Origin of the sequence: Mariniphaga anaerophila, assembly GCF_900129025.1 — a bacterium.
In the GTDB taxonomy this organism is placed as follows: Bacteria; Bacteroidota; Bacteroidia; order Bacteroidales; family Prolixibacteraceae; genus Mariniphaga; species Mariniphaga anaerophila.
Map to the genome: position 1 here is coordinate 428,172 of NZ_FQUM01000002.1, position 18,566 is coordinate 446,737.

An 18,566-nucleotide genomic window follows, 5' to 3' on the forward strand; every position below is an offset into this window, starting at 1 on the left:
GAAGCTGGCCTCCATAAATATTTTATTTTTACCTGAAATTCGTTTGAAATGAAAACTAAACCAATCATCCTTTTATTTTTTTCCATTCTTTTTATTGGTGCATGTAAACAGGAAAGTGCTGTTTGGCCCGAACCTACGCAGGAATCAAAACCCTGGACCCGTTGGTGGTGGCCGGGTAACGCGGTCGATCGTCAAAATATTCAGCGCGAACTGCAGGAGATGGCAGATGCCGGAATCGGGGGCGTTGAAATTACTTCAATTTACGGGGTTAAAGGCGAAGAGGATCGTTTCATCGAATACTTGTCGCCGCAATTTTCCGAAATGTTGAAGTTTACCATTGAACAGGCAGAAAGTTTGGGAATGGGCGTGGATCTTCCTCCGGGAAGCGGCTGGCGTTGCGGCGGGCCATTTGTTACTGAAGACAAAGGACTTTGGTCGTTGAAAATGCATGTTTTCGATGTGAACGCCGGAACGCAGTTTCAAATACCGGCAGAAATTGAGACGGCTGCTGCCTTGTCGTTTGTGAATGAAAAAGGCGATGTGGCGGTATTAAATCCAGACGAACCGTTTACCGCTCCTGCTAAAGGGAAAGTTTATGTGGCCGAGCGAAAGAAAAACCACGATATGGTGAAACGGGCTTCCGACGGCGGAAAAGGTTGGGCAATCGATACATTTAATGAAGATATTACCGAATGGTATTTAAATGAATTCTGGAACCGGTTGGGAATTGACAACGGAAAGCTTCGCTGTTTTTTTCATGATTCTTTTGAATATTCAGGCGATTTTACAACCAATTTTACCGATGAGTTTAAAAGACGGCGGGGATACAATTTGGCCGAGTACCTGCATGTTCTTGCAGGGGATTCTGAAGATAGTGAACTTGCGGCGCGAGTGAAGTCTGATTACCGGGAGACGCTGTCGGATTTGGTGCTGGAATCGTTTATTCAACCGATGACGTCGTGGGCCAACAGCCATCAAAGCCTGAACCGTAACCAGGCGCACGGTTCGCCCGGAAATATTCTCGATTTGTACGCCGCGTGCGACATTCCCGAAACGGAAATTTTCGGGACAGTAGCACCGGGGTCCGTCAATGTGCTCGTTAATAAATTTGCCTCTTCTTCTGCCCATGTAACCGGACAAAAACTGGTTTCTTCCGAAAGTTTTACCTGGCTGAACGAACACTGGACAGTAACGCCGGCAGACATGATGCGGGCCTCCAACCGGCTTTTTCTGGCAGGAGTGAATCACCTGTTTTTTCATGGCACTTGCTACTCGCCCGCTGACGCAGAATGGCCGGGATGGCTGTTTTATGCGTCAACGCAGATGAATAACCGCAATCCGTTGTGGCGCGAAATGCCCGCGCTGTTTAAATACATTGAACGTTCACAAACCATTTTGCAGCAGTCGTTGCCTCAAAACGATTTGCTGGTGTACTGGCCTTATTACGATGTTACAGCCAGCGATGGCCGGCTTTTTAACAGCCTGAATATTGATAAAGGCGATAGTTCGCACTGGCTCAGGAATACTCCGTTCAGTAATTTAGCAGGAGATTTGTTGCGTTCCGGTTTTACTTTCGACTATATTTCTGACAAGCAATTGGCTAATTGCGAATTGGTTAACGGAGAATTTGTTGCCGAAGGGAAAGCACGTTACAAAGCAATTTTACTTCCCGAAACCAAATATATTCCCCTGGAAACCATGAAGAAACTGGTTCGTTTTATTGAAAAAGGAGGTAAAGTATTTTTTGACAAACAGCTGCCGGAAAGCGTTCCCGGGATTTTTGGACTGGAAGAGCGGGAAGAAAAGCTGGATGCGTTAAAATCAGAAGTGGACAGACAAAAGCATGTAGGTAATGTTTTTGAATTGCTTCAGAATAACGGTGTTCGCGGAGAGGAAATGCTTGCGCAAAAAGGTTTTCATTATTTAAAAATGAAACTGGGAAACGAAGACTGGTACATGGTTCTGAACTGTGGCACCCAGACATTGGACGAGTGGGTGGAGCTTAATTCGGAATTGAAGTCCTGCTTTTTTTACTTCCCTGAAACCGGCGAGATTTCAAAAGCTGAAACAAATGGCAATTCTTTGCGCATTCAACTTGAGCCTGAAAGGGCGGTTTTTATTCGTTGTACGGATAAGAACGTAAACGCGCCGGGTTTTATCTATTTCGAAGAAAATGCAGAAAAGCGGGACGTAGAAGGTTCGTGGAAAATTAGCTTTGTTGAGGGCGGGCCGGTTTATCCGGGAAATATTACAACCTGGAACCTTGCTTCGTGGACAAGTATTGGCGATGAACAAACCACCCGGTTTGCAGGTACGGCAAAGTATTCGGTAGAATTTGACTGGGACGACAATGTGAAATTTGGGATGCTGAATTTGGGCGAGGTAAAAGACTGTGCCCGTTTAAAACTGAACGGGAAAAATTTTGGCACACTGTTGGGGCCTTCTTTTGTAGTTAAAGTAGATAACCTGCAGCAGGGCAAAAACTCGCTGGAAATTGAGGTTACTAATGTGGCTGCTAATCGTGTCAGGGATTTGGATATCCGCGGCGTAAACTGGAGAAAATTTTACGACATCAATTTTGTGAGTATTGAGTACACGCCATTTGATGCATCGGGGTGGGAAGTAAAAGAGGCCGGTTTGTTGGGTGACGTTTCTATTGTACCGATAAATTGAAATGCATACAGGAAACCACAGGTTAATGGTGAATAAATATTTTTACAACTTTAACCGGAAAATAAAACTTTATCAATCCATAGAACTATGAAAAACCAGAAAAATGTTGTGGTTTCCAAAGAAGTGTTGGTGCCGTTCATTTTAATAACCAGTTTGTTTGCCATGTGGGGGTTTGCCAATGACATTACCAACCCGATGGTGGCAGCATTTCAAACCGTAATGGAAATTTCGAATGCAAAAGCAGCGCTGGTTCAGTTTGCCTTTTACGGGGGGTACGCAACTATGGCCATTCCGGCTGCGCTGATAATAAAACGCTATTCGTATAAATTGGGAATCATCATTGGTTTGGCGTTGTACGCTGTTGGCGCTTTGCTGTTTTTTCCGGCTGCGCAGTACGAGATTTTCGGTTTCTTTTTGGTTTCGCTCTACATATTAACTTTTGGCCTGGCTTTTTTAGAAACCACGGCCAATCCGTACATTTTGTCGATGGGGTCACCTGAAACGGCAACACGGAGATTGAACCTGGCGCAGTCCTTCAATCCAATGGGGTCGCTTTTGGGAATGACAGTGGCTTCGCAGGTTATTCTTCCATCGTTGCAATCCGATAAAAGGGATGCAGCAGGCAACCTTATTTTCGGAACGCTGGGGGCTGCAGAAAAAGCGGCAATCCGCACGCACGATCTTGCCGAAATTCGCGATCCGTATGTAATTCTGGGTTTTGTGGTAATTGCAATGCTAGTTGTAATTGCCATGGCAAAAATGCCGCAGCGGGGAGGTGCCGACCATTCTGTTCATGCCGGCGATTCGTTTAAGCGGCTTATTAAAAATGTCAGGTACCGCGAGGGGGTTATTGCGCAGGTGTTTTATGTGGGAGCACAAATTATGTGCTGGACGTTCATTATTCATTATGCCGATAATCTGGGTATCCCGAAATCAACTGCACAGAAATACAATATTGTGGCAATGGTCATTTTCCTTTCGAGCCGGTTTATCAGCACTGCTCTCATGAAATACCTCAATTCGAGGTTTATGTTGATGCTGTTTGCCTTTGGTGGAATCTTAACTACTTCGGGAGTTATTTTAATCGGCGGAACAACAGGTCTTTATTTGCTGGTAGCCACTTCTGCTTTTATGTCGCTCATGTTTCCCACCATTTACGGAATTGCGTTGGAAGGAATTGGAGACGATGCCACGCTGGGGGCAGCAGGTTTGGTAATGGCAATTGTGGGTGGTGCACTAATGCCTCCGTTGCAGGGGTTTATTATCGACCAGGGAACAGTGGGTTGGTTGCCGGCGGTGAATTTTTCTTTTATTTTGCCGTTTATTTGTTTTGTGGTTATTGCTTTGTATGGCTACCGAACGTGGAAGGTACATCCGGAAAAGGCATAACTAATTTCTAAATCTGAAAAAAATTCTAAACAGATGGAACAGGTTAAAAGATATTGTAAAGCGTTGAAACTGGAAGATGATCCGCAGCTAATTGAAATGTATAAAAAGGTGCATTCTCCGGAAAGTTTCTGGCCGGAAATTGCTCAGGGCATGAAGGAAGTGGGTATTCTCGATATGGAAATCTACCTGCTGGGAACCCAATTGTTCATGATTATGGATACTGTTCCGGACTTTGACCACGGGAAAGCAATGGCAGAACTGGCAAAGAAACCGAGGCAGTCTGAATGGGAAGCTTTTGTTTCCCGGTTTCAGAAAACATCGGCAGATGCTACTGCCGATGAAAAATGGCAGTTGATGGAGCGGATTTTTAAGCTGGATTAGTTCTTCTTTTCGGTAATTGCTGTTACAACAAGTAAATGATGTTTAACTGCATTATTCGTCCTTTTTTTGAAAGGCAGGTGAATTGTAGTGGCTAATTTTGTTAATTTGGCTTTCGAAGTTAACGATTAACCGAATTGAGTATGAAATTCATAACTATCAAAGAATCACACTATGTTTCCGACCTGGCCGTTTTGAAGTCACGATTGGAATCTGAGGGGATTCAGTGCCGTTTGAAAAATGAGCTGACAACTCAGGTGATAAATTACATTCCTTCAATGCAGGTTGAGCTGCAGGTAGCAGAGTCGGATCTCGACAGGGTTAAACAAATTCTTGTTGAAACAGGAGAGCTTCCTGAAAGTGCAGGCAAAACCGTTTGCCCCAAATGTGGCTCCGAAAAAGTAAAAATGAAACTGAGTTTCAAAAAGAGAGTGCAAGTGCTTTTTTCAGTAATTGCAGCAGCACTTTTTATTACCAGTCTGCCGATGGACAAAATTTTTGCAAACGCCCGCTTCAAATGCCTCGAATGCGGGAATGAATTCTGACTTTCTTTTTTTGTTGATTCATTGTTAATCTGCTGGTTTTTAATTGCTGAGTAACTGTTTGCAGTGTTCGCCTGGCCGGTTTGTAAAATTGCTGCAATAAAATGTATTTTTGGCCGGTAGAATCTGTGCAAATGAGTTGGGAGAACATCCGAAAAATAATTCATGTTGACATGGATGCATTTTATGCATCGGTAGAGCAGTTCGATAATCCCGAACTGAAAGGGAAGCCTGTTGCTGTTGGTGGTTCGCGCGAAAGGGGAGTGGTGGCCGCTGCCAGCTACGAAGCCCGTAGATTTGGGGTGCGGTCGGCTATGTCGTCGAAGGTAGCCAAACGCAAATGCGAAGCCCTCATTTTTGTGAAACCGCGGTTTGCCCGGTACAAAGAAATATCGCAGCAGATTCGTAATATTTTTCTCGAATATACTGATTTGGTAGAACCCCTCTCGCTGGATGAGGCCTACCTCGATGTTACGTTTTCAAAAAAAGGAAGACCGTCGGCCACGCTCATTGCACAGGAAATACGAAAACGGATTTTAAAGGACACGGGACTCACTGCATCTGCCGGAGTTTCGTACAACAAATTTTTGGCGAAGGTGGCGTCTGACGTAAATAAGCCAAACGGTATTTTTGTGGTAACTCCTGAAAATGCGCAGAATTTTATTGATGAGCTTGAAGTACGTAAGTTTTTCGGGATTGGAAAAGTGACCGCTGAAAAGCTAAACAAAATGGGCATCTGGTTTGGGCGCGATCTCAAACAGGTGGAGCGTTTTGAGCTGGTCAGGTCTTTTGGCAAGTCGGGCAATTATTACTACGAAATTTGTCGCGGAGTTGATAATCGTCCAGTAGAACCTTTGCGCGAAAGAAAGTCGGTTGGTGCCGAACAAACCTTTTCTGCCGACCTTTTTCAAATGGAAGAACTGGAGTCGAAAACAGAAGAGATTGCCACGGTTTTGTGGGAGCGTTACGAGCACACCAAAGCCAAGGCGAAAACCCTCACGTTAAAATACAAGTATGCCGATTTTGAACAACACACCCGGAGCAAAACTTTTTTGGGCTGGTTTACCACACACGATGAGCTGGTGGCAGAATCGAATGCGTTGCTGCATGCAGAAAAATTTGAAAAAGGAATTCGCCTGCTGGGATTAACGCTTTCCAATTTTCAACACGACGAGGACAGAAGTGAGCCGGTTCAGCTGACCATCGAATTTTAGCAGTTGATTTGCAAAATTTATTGAAACGTGAAAATTGCACCCCGAAAACGAAATATGTTTTAATTTGTTTGAAGAAATTAATTGTTAAGCATATTTTTAATGAGAATAAATTTGATCTGTTCTCATGAATTCCCTAAGTCAAAAAAATAATTTTGCAGCATGAAAAAATTAAAACGTTTTGTTTTTGTTCTGTTCCTGGTTTTGGTAGCCGGTTATTTTTTAGGTCCCAAACCCCCCAAGCCGGAATTGGATAAAAATCTTCCTTCGCTGCCCGCCAGCGTACGAACCCTTGATGAGTATATTGAAAGAGAAGAAGCGAAATTTAATATAAAACCCGACAATGAATCGCGCGTTGTCTGGGCAAACGATTCATTAAAAGAGCGCACCGATTATTGCCTGCTCTACCTGCACGGTTTCTCTGCATCGTGGTACGAAGGCTACCCTGCCAATGTTGATTTTGCCAAACACTTCGGGTTAAATGCTTATTTGCCAAGGCTGGCCTCGCACGGGCTGGAAACAGATGATGCATTGCTGGACATGACTCCGGATAATTTGTGGGAGTCGGCCAAAGAAGCCCTGATGATTGCACGCAGCCTGGGGAAAAAGGTGATAATAATGAGCACTTCTACCGGCGGAACGCTCAGCTTGCAACTTGCTGCAGATTTTCCTGAATATGTAGATGGGTTGATAATGTTTTCTCCCAATATCCGAATTAATAACAACGCCGCATTTCTTCTGTCAAAACCCTGGGGGTTGCAAATCGGACGAAAGTCGGAAGGTGGAAAGTACCGGATTACAAGCGAAGATTTCAATTCGAAAGATTGCCAGTACTGGAATTGCAAATACCGGATGGAAGCTGTGGTTTATTTGCAGCAGTTGGTTGATGCCACCATGAAAAAGGAAACCTTTAGAAATGTAACGGCGCCGGTTTTTCTGGGTTATTATTACAAAGACGAGCAGCATCAGGACGAAACCGTAAAAGTAAGCGCCATGCTAAAAATGTATAACCTGCTGGGGACTTCTCCCGACAGAAAAATGAAGGTGGCATTTCCCGACGCCGGAGAGCATGTTATTGCCTGCGAATTGACTTCTGGCTCAGTAGATGAAGTAATTCGGGAGACAATTCGGTTTGGAGAAAATGTTCTGGGGTTAGAACCCGTTAAGTGATTTTTGACGCGGCTGGTTCATCTATAAACCAGATGAGCGAACCATTCTGTGGTTCAATGTAGTAGGCGGGGAGTAATTTCGCTGCCTCGTCATTGTTCATTATTTCAGAAACGCGCATCGCTTTGTTTTCGCCTGTTACCAGAAAAAATATTCGGCTGGCATTGTTCAGTACTTTCCCTGTAAGCGTAACCCTGTTTTGTCCGCTAGCCGGGTGTTGAGCCACCACACAATTTCTTTTTTCCTCGAAGAGTTCCAATCGGTTCGGAAAAATTGATGCTGTGTGTCCGTCGTCGCCAAGCCCCAGTATTATTAAGTCGAAAACAGGAACTTCTCCCCGGTGCGTCAGGCTGCTGTCAATTTCTTCGGCATAACGCTTTGCTTCTTCTTCCGGCGGGTTTTCTCCCTTCACCCGGTGAATGTTTTGAGGAGGAACCGGCACCTGGGTGAACAGAAAGTCGTTTGCCATTTTAAAGTTGCTTTCTTCACTGGTTGGCGGAACGCAACGTTCGTCTCCCCACCAAAAATGGATGCGATCCCACGGAATTGTGTCCTTATGTTTTTTCTCCAGAATTTTAAACAGTTTTTTTGGCGTATTTCCTCCCGAAAGAGCAATATCAAAACGTTGTTGCGGCGAGTCTTGCGTAAGTTTCAGAATTTCGCGCGCCACAGCTTTGCACACCTTTTTGGGTTTCGGATAAATTTTTACCTCTGTTGAAGCTGTCATAATTTTAGAATTTGGTAGCTAAATATATGATATTTATTTGTTTTTACAATTCGCAGTAGGTGCCATCGTTCGACAGGTTTTTGCAAGGATATCGCCATTGTCCGTTATTAATTAATTTGTCTGAACTCTCTGGTCCCCAAGTTCCTGCCGGATATCCGAAAACCGGAATGTCCGGATTGAATTCCCACGCGTTTAAAATAGGCTGAACAAATTTCCAGGCTTCTTCCACGGCATCGCCTCTCGAATAGAGTGTCGCATCGCCCTGCATGCAGTCCAGTAAAAGGCGTTCGTAGGCCGACGGCAGACGAACTTCGGCCATATCCGAATAGTGGAAATCCATGTTTACCGTTTGCACCTGGAATCCGGCGCCCGGTGTTTTCATCCTGAATTTTAGCAAAACGCCCTCGTCTGGCTGAATACGGATAACCAGTTGATTGTTTTCTGCCCCGGGAATTCCAACCTGGTTGAACAAGTGATGCGGTACCTGTTTAAAATGAATTACAACTTCTGTTACCCGCGCCGGAAGTTTTTTGCCTGTTCTGATGAAAAACGGCACGCCGCCCCAGCGCCAGTTGTCAATAAAAAATTTCATGGCCACAAAAGTTTCGGTGCGCGAGTTCTGATCAACTCCGGGCTCTTCGCGGTAGCCTTTTACTTTTTCGCCTTTTATGGTAGAAGAGGTGTACTGTCCCCTGATTACAAATTCGCACACCTGGTTTTCTTTGATGGGACGTAACGACTGAAAAACTTTTACAATTTCGTTTCGGATAGCATCGGCTTCAATAACAACAGGAGGTTCCATCGCCACAAAACCAACCAGTTGAAGCAGGTGGTTCTGAAGCATGTCGCGCAAAGCACCTGAATGATCGTAGTAACCTCCGCGGCTTTCCACCCCAAGGCTTTCGGCCGATGTAACTTCCACCCTTTCAATGAAATTTCGATTCCAGAGCGGTTCGAAAATTCCATTTCCAAAGCGTGTTACCAACATATTTTGTACGCTCTCTTTTCCGAGGTAATGATCGATTCGGTAAACCTGGTTTTCGTTGAAAAAACTGAGCAGGTCGATATTTAATTGTTGAGCCGATTTTAAATCGGTGCCAAAAGGTTTTTCTACAATCAGGCGCCGGAAGTATTTTTCGGATTTGCTGAGTCCTTTTTCTGCCAGGTTTTTCGCAATAATTTCGTAAACCGATGGCGGAGTAGAAAGGTAGAAAATGTAGTTGGGTGTGATGTTTTTCTTTTTCTCTAAATCTTCGAGCCTGTCTTTTAGTTTTTTGTAATCCAGTTGCTCTGTGGGCGATACTGATTCGTAAAACAACAGTTTTTTGAAGTTCTCTGCATCCTGATCTGCAGGCAAAAACTCTCCTGCTTTTTCTCTGAATTCATCATCTGACAACCGGGTGCGCGAAGCTCCCAAAACTGCGAAGTTTTCAGGAATTAATCCTTGCCGGAATAAATCGAAAAGGGCAGGTACAAGTTTGCGTTTTGTTAAATCGCCCGATGCCCCAAATATGACTAAAATATGGCTTTTTGGTTTTTTCATTTTTCAATTTTTTCTTTTTCAACACAATAAACAACCACATTGTTTTCTAAAAAAATATAAGTGAAAGTTAAATCTGTATATGGTTTTGTCTTTTGCAGTTCTCCGGTAAATTTTCCTTTATTAGGTGTCGAATTAACCGGATGAACAATAATTTGCGTTTTGAATTCAATCTCAGGTGTTTTCGAAAATTTAAAAGCAGCCTCTTTTGCACACCAATAAATAATTCGCAACAGGTCGGGGTTTTCCGATGCTTCAATATTTTGCTGCTCTTGTTCTGACAGAAAGCGGTTGGCCACCTGCTCTGTTTTTCGAAAAATATTTTCCGTGTCAACCCCGATGTTTTTATCAGACAGTACAACCACTGCCAAATCAGCAGAATGCGAAATGCTAATATTTACTAACCCGTCTTGTAATTCCGGTCTTCCGCTGGCGTTGTATGTAATCTCGGTCTTTTCGCCAAGCATTTCGTTCAACAGTAACCGTACAGCAAGGTATTCTCTTTTCCTTTTTTCGTGTTTAAGCCTCTGGAATTCTTCTTTCTCGTTTTTCGAAAATCGAAAACTGTTCAAAAGCTCGTCATCTGATTCCTTAAACTTCCAGATTCCAAGCTTTCCCTCGTCAATATCGAAAATATTAATAGCGGACATTATTTCCATTTTGTGGTTTCGATAAGGCGAATAACGTCGTGTTCCAGAAATCGAATTACCGGTTTTAGTGAGTCAATGTCGGGTGTTGCTCTGATGTAGAGTGCCCCACGTAAAAAGTGTTGTGTACTGTCGGTCAGGAAAAATTGCATGGGAGATGCAGCATTTCCTTCGATGCGGTAAACCGTTCCGAAGACTTTATTTTGAGGATTTTCGTAGATGCTTTCTTCTATTGCATTGGCTTTTATGGAATGTTTGTAGGCCAGCTCGCGGGTTTCTTCCATGAATTTGGCCAGCAATTCCCGTGGCGATTTCTGGTTGTCTTGCAGGTTATAATACGAAATATGCACTGCCGCTTTGTTTGCTGGAAATTCGAGGTTGATCCACGACGGATGCTCCGGGTTCTGCCTATCCGGAGATATTCTAGTGTAGTCGGCAACCTCAAACTGATAAGGATACTCACCGGAAAGAGAATGGTATTCCTTCGCAGGCAAATCGATGCGGAAAAATCCGCGCGGCCTGGGTGTGTGTTTCTCTTTGCACCCGGCAACCAGAAGAACAACAATAAAAGTAAGCAGCTTGTAATTCATATTTTGTATTGCCTTATTACAACGCAAAAATAAGGGCTTTATTGAATATTGGCAGTACCAGAAGTGGATAATTTGAATAAAGGAGGTGCCGCCGCCTGTCGGGAATATGGTTTTTTTAGAAAGATGCCGATTGTCGAATTTGTATCTGTCTGCTCTGGAAAGTACCTGCCGGTTATGAAAAGACGGTTGTTTTCAGTGCAACGAACGCGGGATAACTTAACACAGGCGAACAAAAAAAATCACCAACCGATACGCAGCTGGTGAACTTTTTAATAAGATTCTGTTACGCCGTATCTCAGTTAGAACGGCAAATCATCGTCGTCTGCCGGCTCTGCAATGTCCGGTTCACCTGCGCTTTGAAATCCAGATGGTTCTGATTGCGGGGTGTTGTACGACGATGACTTTTGACTATCGCCTTGTTGATTGTCGGTGCGTGAGCCCAGTAACTGCAAAACGTCGGCAACTATTTCTGTAGTGTAGCGTTTGTTGCCGTCTTTGTCGTCCCACGACCTGGTTTTTATTTTTCCTTCGATGTATAACTGCCGGCCTTTATTAACGTAGCGTTCGGTAACTTCGGCAAGGCCACGCCATGCTACAATGTTGTGCCATTCGGTTGTAGACACTTTGTCGCCGTTTTTTGCGGTGTAGCTTTCCGAGGTAGCCAGGGGAAAACTTGCAACAGCAACTCCTGAGTCTAAATGCCTGATTTCAGGGTCTTTTCCTACATTTCCTACTAAAATAACTTTGTTTACTGCCATTTTCTTAATTTTTTAGGTTAACCTTTTTTTAAAATACGAATTTAAATTCAGGATTCCTTCTTTTTGATTGATTTTATAGCCATTCGGTTTGTTTTATCAAGTTCTCAACAAGCCGAGGTACCGCAAAGGTATGAATATCTTTTGTTGAAATTTGGACAAACCTGTCATTTCGTTGATAACTTTTGTCCAGTTCTATATGAATTAACCGGGCATAAATTACCTGGTGGCTGAGTATATGTTTTTGAGTAGCCGATATGGATTTTATTTTGAAAGGCTGCCCGTTAAGAAAATCCGGTTCGAGATGAATTAGTTCTTCCTCAGGTAGTTGCTTGCTTTTTTCAATCAGTGGAAATTGGTAGAGGTTTTTCCAGATGTCGTTTTCAGTGCGCTTTTCCAGCCATGTGTCATCTCCTTTTTCCATTAAATAATAGTAGAAAAAACGTTCTCGCTGTTTTGTTTTTTTTGTTTTTACAGGAAGCTCGGCTACCTTTTTGTTTTCGGCTGCAAAGCACGATGCTACAACCGGACAGGCGGCACAGTTGGGCGACTTCGGAACACATTGCAATGCCCCGAATTCCATAAGTGCCTGATTGTGGAATCCCGGATTTTTGTCGGGTATTAACTCTTTTGCAACCGATGCAAAAACGTTCTTCCCCTTGGTTGAATCTGTTGCATTTGAAATGCCAAAATACCTGGCCAGTACCCGGTAAATGTTGCCGTCAATTGCAGGGTAGGGGAGTCCGAAAGCAATAGAAGCAATGGCTGCAGCAGTATACGGGCCAACGCCCTTTAATTTTATGATATTCTGGTAATTATTTGGAAATACACCACCATAATTCTTGATGATAGTTTTTGCTGTTTCGTGCATGTTGCGTGCCCGAGAGTAGTATCCAAGTCCCTGCCATAATTTTAGTATTTCGTCTTCGTTTGCATTTGCCAGGTCAGATACCGTAGGAAACCTTTTTATGAACTTATGGTAATAAGACATTCCCTGATCAACCCTTGTTTGTTGAAGGATAATTTCAGATATCCAGATTTTGTATGGGTCGTTAGTTTCCCTCCAAGGCAGTTGACGACAGTTTTTTGTATACCATATATATATAGATTCTATAAAGTCATTCATCATTTGTTACCCCCTTTTAAAAAAACAAAAATAATTTATTTGAAAAGCTTTCGGGTTATTAAATTATTTATATTTTTGCAGACCGTATTAACCCGATTAATTTGTTGATATTTAAATATTTTAAGACATGACAAAGGCAGATATTGTAAACGAAATCTCTAAAAACACAGGTATTGAAAAGGTAACTGTTCAAAAAACAGTTGAAGCCTTTATGGAGACAGTTAAAGATTCGCTGGCCGACGGTAAAAATGTGTACTGTCGTGGTTTTGGTAGCTTTGTAGTAAAAAGAAGGGCAGAGAAAACAGCGAGGAATATTTCAAAAAATACCACTATTATTATCCCGGCACATAATATACCGTCGTTCAAACCCGCGAAAACATTTGTGTCGAAAGTTAAAAACAATGTAAAATAATAAATTATGCCAAGCGGAAAGAAGAGAAAAAGACATAAGATGGCAACGCATAAGCGTAAAAAAAGATTACGCAAGAATCGCCACAAAAAGAAAAAATAATTTTTTAAGATTATTTAGCGAAATCAGATTAAACCTAGGGTATTTACACCTTAGGTTTAGTCTGTTTTATAACAGTGTATTTAATTAATTTAACAGTATTAAAATTTAGGTTGTGAGTAGTGATTTAATAATAGATGTCACTCCTTCCGAAATTGTTATTGCATTACAGGAAAATAAGAAACTCGTTGAATTAACGCGAGAAAAGAGCGGCGCTAAATTTGCCGTTGGTGATATTTACCTTGGGAAGGTAAAGAAAATTATGCCCTCCTTAAATGCGGCGTTTGTTGATGTAGGTTATGAAAAAGACGCTTTCTTGCACTACCTCGACATGGGACCGCAATTTGCTACGTTGAATAAGTTTTTGCGAATTGTTTCTTCACGCAAGAGCAAAGTCACCTCCATTTCAAAAATTCAGTCTGAACCGGATATAAATAAAGAAGGCCGGGTAACAGAGCTTTTAAAGGTCGGACAGAGTGTTTTGGTTCAGGTAGCAAAAGAGCCCATTTCAACCAAAGGGCCGAGGTTAACATCAGAAATTTCCATCGCAGGTCGTTTTATGGTTTTGATGCCGTTTAGCGACAAGGTTTCAGTTTCACAGAAAATTAAGTCGAGCGAAGAGAAAAGCCGTTTGAAAAAGCTTGTGCAAAGCATCAAACCCCGAAAATACGGCGTAATCGTGCGTACTGCCGCCGAAGGCAAAAAAGTAGCCGATCTCGATCAGGAACTTCGTGGACTTGTTGACAAGTGGGAAACTACTTTTCATAAACTGAAACGTGCTCAGGCGCCTTCCCTTATTATTGGTGAAATGGACAGAGCAACAGCGCTTCTCCGTGATATTTATACGCCGAATTTCAACAGTATTATTGTAAATGACCAATCGGTATGTAACGAAATAACCGATTACATAGGTAGTATACAAGCCGACAAGAAAAAGATTGTTAAGCTTTATAAAGGGCGCAGCCCTATTTTCGAGCATTACAGCATCGAAAAACAGATAAAAGCTTCATTCGGAAAAACGGTTTCTTTTAAAAATGGTGCCTATTTAATCGTAGAACATACCGAAGCATTTCATGTAATTGATGTTAATAGCGGTAACCGTGCAAAAACTGCCGGAGATCAGGAGTCAAGTGCTCTTGACGTAAACCTGGCAGCCTGTGATGAAATTGCAAGACAACTGAGGTTGAGAGACATGGGTGGCATTATTGTCATCGATTTTATTGATATGCATGTGCAGGCCAATAGACAAAAGGTCTATGATCACATGAAAGAGATAATGGCCGACGATCGTACAAAACATAATATTTTGCCGTTGAGTAAATTTTGCCTCATGCAAATTACCCGGCAAAGGGTTCGTCCCGAAGAAATTATTGAAACGGCCGAGAAATGTCCAACATGTAATGGCAGTGGTAAAATAATGCCAACGGTTTTATTTGCCGACGAATTGGAAGGAAAGGTAAAATATATTCTGAAAGACCTGAACAAGAAAAAGTTATATATAGCAGTTCACCCTTATATTGCTGCTTATTTAACAAAAGGTTTTAAAAGTTATCGGAATAGGTGGTTTTACCAATATTTAAAGTGGGTTCGCATCGAGTCGAACAGCGCTCTCTCCTTTCTGGAGTATCACTTCTTCGATGAAAACATGGAAGAAATAATATTATAAAAACGAAGCCGGTTATTTAGCCGGCTTTTTTTCTTCTCCGTTTTTCTTTTTCTTTGTTTGTTCAAAAACACATTTAGCGTATCAAAACATTAAAAAGTAAGGTTTGTTGTATTGAAATATTTACATTTGTAGATGTTTTTAAAGAATAAATAATAAAAAAATATGAAGAGACTGACATTGACTACTTTATTGGTTCTGGCGGTGTTTTCTGTGTTTTCGCAGATAATAGAACCGATTAAATGGACATTTGATTCCAGGCAAGATGGAAGAGATGTAGAGTTAATTTTTGAGGCTGCCATCGAAGAAAACTGGCATTTGTACGATACTTACCTGCCGGAAGGCGGTCCAATTGCCACACAACTTGTTTTTGAAGATTCAACATTATTCGATTTTGCGGGAGATCTCACGAAGAACCCACAGCCCGTAGAAAAGTTCGACAATACTTTTCAGATGAACCTTCGGTTTTTTAGCAATGAAGCCACTTTAACACAGAAAATCAGATTAAAAAGCGATGAGCCGGTTGAAATTAGCGGCTATGTATTGTTTATGGGATGCGACGATGAAATGTGTCTACCTCCCAACGAAGCCGAGTTTTCGTTTAAGTTTAACGGAAGCGCTCCGGCAAAGCAGGATGCACCTGCTGTTAGCGAAAGTAGTCCTTCGGGCATTACGTCAGGTTCTTCAAGCGGGCAAACGCTTTGGTTGTTCATTTTAATATCTGCTTTAGCCGGCTTTGCCGCTATTTTAACTCCCTGCGTTTTTCCGATGATTCCCATGACCGTTTCGTTTTTTATGCGGGGAAGTGAAAACCGTGGAAGAGCAGTTCGTACCGGTCTTTTTTTCGGAGTATCCATTGTTCTGATTTTTTCATTGCTGGGCGCTCTGTTTACATTTGGCTTATTTGGCCCGAATGTGGGAAATATATTAAGTACACACTGGATTCCTAACCTGATATTTTTTCTGTTGTTTTTGGTGTTTGCCGTTTCCTTTTTTGGTGCGTTTGAAATTGTTTTGCCCAGCAGCCTGGTTAACAAAACCGACTCCAAGGCTGAAAAAGGCGGGATGATTGGAGCTTTTTTTATGGCGCTTACAACAGTTATTGTCTCTTTTTCGTGTACCGGCCCGTTTATCGGGGCACTTATTATCGAGGCCGTGCAGGATGGGGGAATGCGTCCGTTAATTGGCATGTTCTTTTTCGGATTAGCATTTGCCGCGCCGTTTACCCTGCTTGCTATTTTCCCTTCAGCATTGAATAAACTGCCAAAATCAGGAGGTTGGCTCAACTCAATTAAAGTGGTTTTCGCATTTGTTTTGCTTGCTTTTGGATTGAAATTTTTGAGCAATATCGACCAGGTTTATGGATTGAATTTTATCAGCAGGGAAATTTATCTTGCAATATGGATAGTTTTGTTTTTCCTTTTGGGGATGTATTTCCTCGGAAAAATTAAGTTTTCGCATGATAGCGATGTGCCTTTTATTGGAACAGGACGATTGTTTTTATCGGTTGCAACTTTCACTTTTGTAATTTACCTGTTCACGGGTTTATTTGGTGCACCGTTAACTTCAATTTCGGCGTTGCTGCCTCCGCCGAGCCAGGTTCATTCTTTTGTTGGAGGTGGACAGTCAGCCGTTCAAAATACCCAAAACGAATTGTGCGGGCCGGCAAAATATGCAGATAAGTTGCATTTGCCCCACGGATTAAATGGCTATTTCGACTACGAACAGGGGATGGCTTGCGCCGAAGAACAGAACAAACCGGTGTTTCTTGTTTTTAAGGGACACGCCTGTGCAAACTGCAAAAAAATGGAAAATGGCGTTTGGGCTGATTCCCGGGCACTGAAACTTTTGTCGGAAAAATATGTAATTGTTGCGCTATACACCGACGATAGAACTACGCTTTCTGAAGATGAATGGATAACTTCAAAAGTGGATGGAAAAGTAAAGAAAACCATGGGAAAAAAGAATCTGGATTTTCAGATTGAAAAATATGAAACCAACAGCATTCCATTTCATGTTGTTATTGAACCCGACGGAACAGAACGTAAACTTGGGGTAACATTTGATGCGGATGAATTTGTTGATTTCCTTGAAAAAAGGTTATAGTTGATTGATTTGAGGTAAATTATTAAGCCCGGAGGTACTTGCCCCCGGGCTTTTTGTTATCATTTTTTAACATTCGAACCATGCCCTGCCGTGGTATATTGGATATCTTTAAGAGAAAATTTTAACAAATGCAGAAATGGACTTAACAAACTGGCTGTTTTGGAATGTTGATACTCAGATTGATTTTGTTTATCCACGAGGCAAGCTTTATGTTCAGGGAGCCGAAAAATTGCGCCCCCAATGGAAAGAACTTACCCGGCTGGCAAAAGAAAACTCAATCAAGGTGGTAAATACAGCCGATTATCATTATGCTAACTCCGCAGAGTTAGATTCGTCTCCTGATTTTGTAAATACTTTTCCGGAACATTGCATGGCAGGAACGCGGGGAGCTGATTACATCAGGGAGACAGACCCCGAAGACCCGGTTGTTTTTGACTGGGATAAAGAATATTTGATTACACCCGAGCTTTTTGAAAGCAAAGATTTGCGAAACCTGATTATCAGAAAAGATGCTTTCGATGTTTTTACCGGGAATCCGTTAACTGATACGATTTTGAAAGAGCTGAATCCCGAGACTGTGGTAGTTTACGGCGTAACAACAAATGTATGTGTTGACGCTGCTGTAAAAGGACTATCGCGAAAAGTAAAAAAAGTTTATGTGGTTGAAGATGCCATAAAGGAACTTCCGAATATTCCTTTGCCGTTTGATGGCTGGGAAAAAAAGGGAGTTGAACTGATTCGTTTAAAAGCTTTAAAAAAAATGATGGGAGAGCATTAACTGTTTCTCCCTTTTTTTATTCCTCTTTCTTTAAGAAAACGTTTTTCCAACAGACTGCTTTTTTTTATGGTTGATCGCAGCCAGGCAGTTTTTATTTCGTCCTGTTCCTGTTCGCTCAATTTCCAGTTAATTGAAGGGTGCTCCCGCAGTTTTTGTGATAGCTGGTACAAAACAATTGCGGCAGAGACCGAAATATTAAAGCTTTCGGTAAAACCATACATGGGTATTTTTAGAAATTCATCGGCTTCGTTCAGAATTGCCTCCGAGATCCCCGGTAGTTCAGAGCCAAAAACAATGGCTGCCTTTCCTGTAGTAAGGTCAAAATCAGGTAAAAGATGATCGTTTAAATGTGGCGAAGTGGCAACTATTCTGTACCCCTCTTTTTTTAGCTTTTTTATGGCGTCTAAGGAGTTTTGTGTTTTTCTGTTGTACTTGTGTAGGCTCAACCATTTTGAGGCGCCCATTGCAACTTCTGTGTCTACTGTAAACTCATTTCTGTTTTCGATGATATGCACATTCTGAATTCCGAAACAGTCGCAGGTTCTTAATACTGCGCTGGCATTTTGGGGTTGGAAAATATCTTCGAGCACCACAGTCAGGTAAGAAGTTCTTTGTTCCAACGTTTTCTCAAACAGCGTCAGCCGTTCCGGAGTAATAAATTCAGATAAATATTGAATAAGTTCTTTTTGCATTTTTTGTGGTTTAATTGGCAAAAATAAAAAAGGGAAGCGAATGCTTCCCCCTTTATTTTTTTTGTATCCGTCGT

17 protein-coding genes are annotated in these 18,566 nt (G+C 42.2%); 10 read left to right on the forward strand and 7 right to left on the reverse strand.

Going from position 1 to position 18,566, the window contains the following annotated elements; translation table 11 throughout:
• The first annotated feature begins 48 nt into the window (after nucleotides 1–48).
• The 6 genes from BUB08_RS04930 to BUB08_RS04955 all read left to right on the forward strand — a co-directional run bounded on the left by BUB08_RS04930 (nucleotide 49) and on the right by BUB08_RS04955 (nucleotide 7,363).
• Nucleotides 49–2,673 (forward strand): glycosyl hydrolase, encoded by a 2,625-nt coding sequence (locus BUB08_RS04930; protein WP_072999457.1) that lies wholly within the window; start codon nucleotides 49–51, stop codon nucleotides 2,671–2,673.
• Nucleotides 2,674–2,760: 87 nt separating this feature from the next.
• Complete coding sequence (gene fucP, locus BUB08_RS04935) at nucleotides 2,761–4,062, forward strand: L-fucose:H+ symporter permease (RefSeq protein WP_072999459.1); 1,302 nt, start codon at nucleotides 2,761–2,763, stop codon at nucleotides 4,060–4,062.
• Between the two features lie 33 nt (nucleotides 4,063–4,095).
• The gene (locus BUB08_RS04940; protein WP_072999461.1) at nucleotides 4,096–4,443 is read left to right on the forward strand and encodes an L-rhamnose mutarotase; all 348 of its coding nucleotides are present in this window, start codon (nucleotides 4,096–4,098) and stop codon (nucleotides 4,441–4,443) included.
• 140 nt (nucleotides 4,444–4,583) lie between these two features.
• Nucleotides 4,584–4,985, forward strand: coding sequence for a putative signal transducing protein (locus tag BUB08_RS04945; RefSeq protein WP_072999463.1), 402 nt, complete (start codon nucleotides 4,584–4,586; stop codon nucleotides 4,983–4,985).
• A 131-nt stretch (nucleotides 4,986–5,116) separates the two neighbouring features.
• On the forward strand, nucleotides 5,117–6,196 hold the full coding sequence (dinB, locus tag BUB08_RS04950) for a DNA polymerase IV (protein ID WP_072999877.1): 1,080 nt from the start codon (nucleotides 5,117–5,119) through the stop codon (nucleotides 6,194–6,196).
• Nucleotides 6,197–6,355: 159 nt separating this feature from the next.
• Entirely contained in the window at nucleotides 6,356–7,363 is a 1,008-nt protein-coding gene (locus BUB08_RS04955) for an alpha/beta hydrolase (RefSeq protein ID WP_072999464.1), read from the forward strand.
• Here BUB08_RS04955 and pgl read toward each other — a convergent pair.
• The 6 genes from pgl to mutY form a co-directional block, all read right to left on the reverse strand.
• Nucleotides 7,356–8,087 (reverse strand): 6-phosphogluconolactonase, encoded by a 732-nt coding sequence (gene pgl / locus BUB08_RS04960; protein ID WP_072999466.1) that lies wholly within the window; start codon nucleotides 8,085–8,087, stop codon nucleotides 7,356–7,358. The two genes, BUB08_RS04955 and pgl, sit on opposite strands and share 8 nt — an antisense overlap.
• 43 nt (nucleotides 8,088–8,130) lie before the next feature.
• The gene (zwf, locus tag BUB08_RS04965; protein ID WP_072999468.1) at nucleotides 8,131–9,630 is read right to left on the reverse strand and encodes a glucose-6-phosphate dehydrogenase; all 1,500 of its coding nucleotides are present in this window, start codon (nucleotides 9,628–9,630) and stop codon (nucleotides 8,131–8,133) included.
• Complete coding sequence (locus BUB08_RS04970; RefSeq protein ID WP_072999470.1) at nucleotides 9,627–10,286, reverse strand: 4'-phosphopantetheinyl transferase family protein; 660 nt, start codon at nucleotides 10,284–10,286, stop codon at nucleotides 9,627–9,629. The genes zwf and BUB08_RS04970 overlap by 4 nt, the downstream gene beginning before the upstream one ends.
• The gene (gldD, locus tag BUB08_RS04975) at nucleotides 10,277–10,864 is read right to left on the reverse strand and encodes a gliding motility lipoprotein GldD (RefSeq protein ID WP_083570591.1); all 588 of its coding nucleotides are present in this window, start codon (nucleotides 10,862–10,864) and stop codon (nucleotides 10,277–10,279) included. Before gldD ends, BUB08_RS04970 begins: the two co-directional genes overlap by 10 nt.
• A 299-nt stretch (nucleotides 10,865–11,163) precedes the next feature.
• Nucleotides 11,164–11,622, reverse strand: a complete 459-nt coding sequence (locus tag BUB08_RS04980; RefSeq protein ID WP_072999473.1) for a single-stranded DNA-binding protein — start codon at nucleotides 11,620–11,622, stop codon at nucleotides 11,164–11,166.
• Nucleotides 11,623–11,695: 73 nt separating this feature from the next.
• Nucleotides 11,696–12,748 (reverse strand): A/G-specific adenine glycosylase, encoded by a 1,053-nt coding sequence (mutY, locus tag BUB08_RS04985; RefSeq protein WP_217651561.1) that lies wholly within the window; start codon nucleotides 12,746–12,748, stop codon nucleotides 11,696–11,698.
• Nucleotides 12,749–12,872: 124 nt separating this feature from the next.
• Here mutY and BUB08_RS04990 point away from each other — a divergent pair, with 124 nt between their 5' ends.
• From BUB08_RS04990 to BUB08_RS05005, 4 genes are all read left to right on the forward strand, one after another.
• Nucleotides 12,873–13,157: an HU family DNA-binding protein gene (locus BUB08_RS04990; protein WP_072999475.1), complete on the forward strand. Its 285-nt coding sequence runs from the start codon at nucleotides 12,873–12,875 to the stop codon at nucleotides 13,155–13,157.
• Nucleotides 13,158–13,368: 211 nt separating this feature from the next.
• On the forward strand, nucleotides 13,369–14,919 hold the full coding sequence (locus BUB08_RS04995) for an Rne/Rng family ribonuclease (RefSeq protein ID WP_072999477.1): 1,551 nt from the start codon (nucleotides 13,369–13,371) through the stop codon (nucleotides 14,917–14,919).
• 162 nt (nucleotides 14,920–15,081) lie between these two features.
• Nucleotides 15,082–17,022 (forward strand): protein-disulfide reductase DsbD family protein, encoded by a 1,941-nt coding sequence (locus BUB08_RS05000; RefSeq protein ID WP_072999479.1) that lies wholly within the window; start codon nucleotides 15,082–15,084, stop codon nucleotides 17,020–17,022.
• A 136-nt stretch (nucleotides 17,023–17,158) separates the two neighbouring features.
• Nucleotides 17,159–17,800: a cysteine hydrolase family protein gene (locus tag BUB08_RS05005; protein ID WP_072999481.1), complete on the forward strand. Its 642-nt coding sequence runs from the start codon at nucleotides 17,159–17,161 to the stop codon at nucleotides 17,798–17,800.
• Here the strand turns inward: BUB08_RS05005 and BUB08_RS05010 are convergent.
• Entirely contained in the window at nucleotides 17,797–18,492 is a 696-nt protein-coding gene (locus tag BUB08_RS05010) for a TrmH family RNA methyltransferase (protein WP_072999483.1), read from the reverse strand. The genes BUB08_RS05005 and BUB08_RS05010 overlap by 4 nt on opposite strands.
• Nucleotides 18,493–18,566: the final 74 nt, after the last annotated feature.

Bases quoted from the DNA above. Each gene is read 5' to 3' on its own strand.
- BUB08_RS04930 (WP_072999457.1), top strand. From the start codon at position 49: ATGAAAACTAAACCAATCATCCTTTTATTTTTTTCCATTCTTTTTATT.
- fucP (WP_072999459.1), top strand. From the start codon at position 2,761: ATGAAAAACCAGAAAAATGTTGTGGTTTCCAAAGAAGTGTTGGTGCCG.
- BUB08_RS04940 (WP_072999461.1), top strand. From the start codon at position 4,096: ATGGAACAGGTTAAAAGATATTGTAAAGCGTTGAAACTGGAAGATGAT.
- BUB08_RS04945 (WP_072999463.1), top strand. From the start codon at position 4,584: ATGAAATTCATAACTATCAAAGAATCACACTATGTTTCCGACCTGGCC.
- dinB (WP_072999877.1), top strand. From the start codon at position 5,117: ATGAGTTGGGAGAACATCCGAAAAATAATTCATGTTGACATGGATGCA.
- BUB08_RS04955 (WP_072999464.1), top strand. From the start codon at position 6,356: ATGAAAAAATTAAAACGTTTTGTTTTTGTTCTGTTCCTGGTTTTGGTA.
- pgl (WP_072999466.1), bottom strand. From the start codon at position 8,087: ATGACAGCTTCAACAGAGGTAAAAATTTATCCGAAACCCAAAAAGGTG.
- zwf (WP_072999468.1), bottom strand. From the start codon at position 9,630: ATGAAAAAACCAAAAAGCCATATTTTAGTCATATTTGGGGCATCGGGC.
- BUB08_RS04970 (WP_072999470.1), bottom strand. From the start codon at position 10,286: ATGGAAATAATGTCCGCTATTAATATTTTCGATATTGACGAGGGAAAG.
- gldD (WP_083570591.1), bottom strand. From the start codon at position 10,864: ATGAATTACAAGCTGCTTACTTTTATTGTTGTTCTTCTGGTTGCCGGG.
- BUB08_RS04980 (WP_072999473.1), bottom strand. From the start codon at position 11,622: ATGGCAGTAAACAAAGTTATTTTAGTAGGAAATGTAGGAAAAGACCCT.
- mutY (WP_217651561.1), bottom strand. From the start codon at position 12,748: ATGATGAATGACTTTATAGAATCTATATATATATGGTATACAAAAAAC.
- BUB08_RS04990 (WP_072999475.1), top strand. From the start codon at position 12,873: ATGACAAAGGCAGATATTGTAAACGAAATCTCTAAAAACACAGGTATT.
- BUB08_RS05000 (WP_072999479.1), top strand. From the start codon at position 15,082: ATGAAGAGACTGACATTGACTACTTTATTGGTTCTGGCGGTGTTTTCT.
- BUB08_RS05005 (WP_072999481.1), top strand. From the start codon at position 17,159: ATGGACTTAACAAACTGGCTGTTTTGGAATGTTGATACTCAGATTGAT.
- BUB08_RS05010 (WP_072999483.1), bottom strand. From the start codon at position 18,492: ATGCAAAAAGAACTTATTCAATATTTATCTGAATTTATTACTCCGGAA.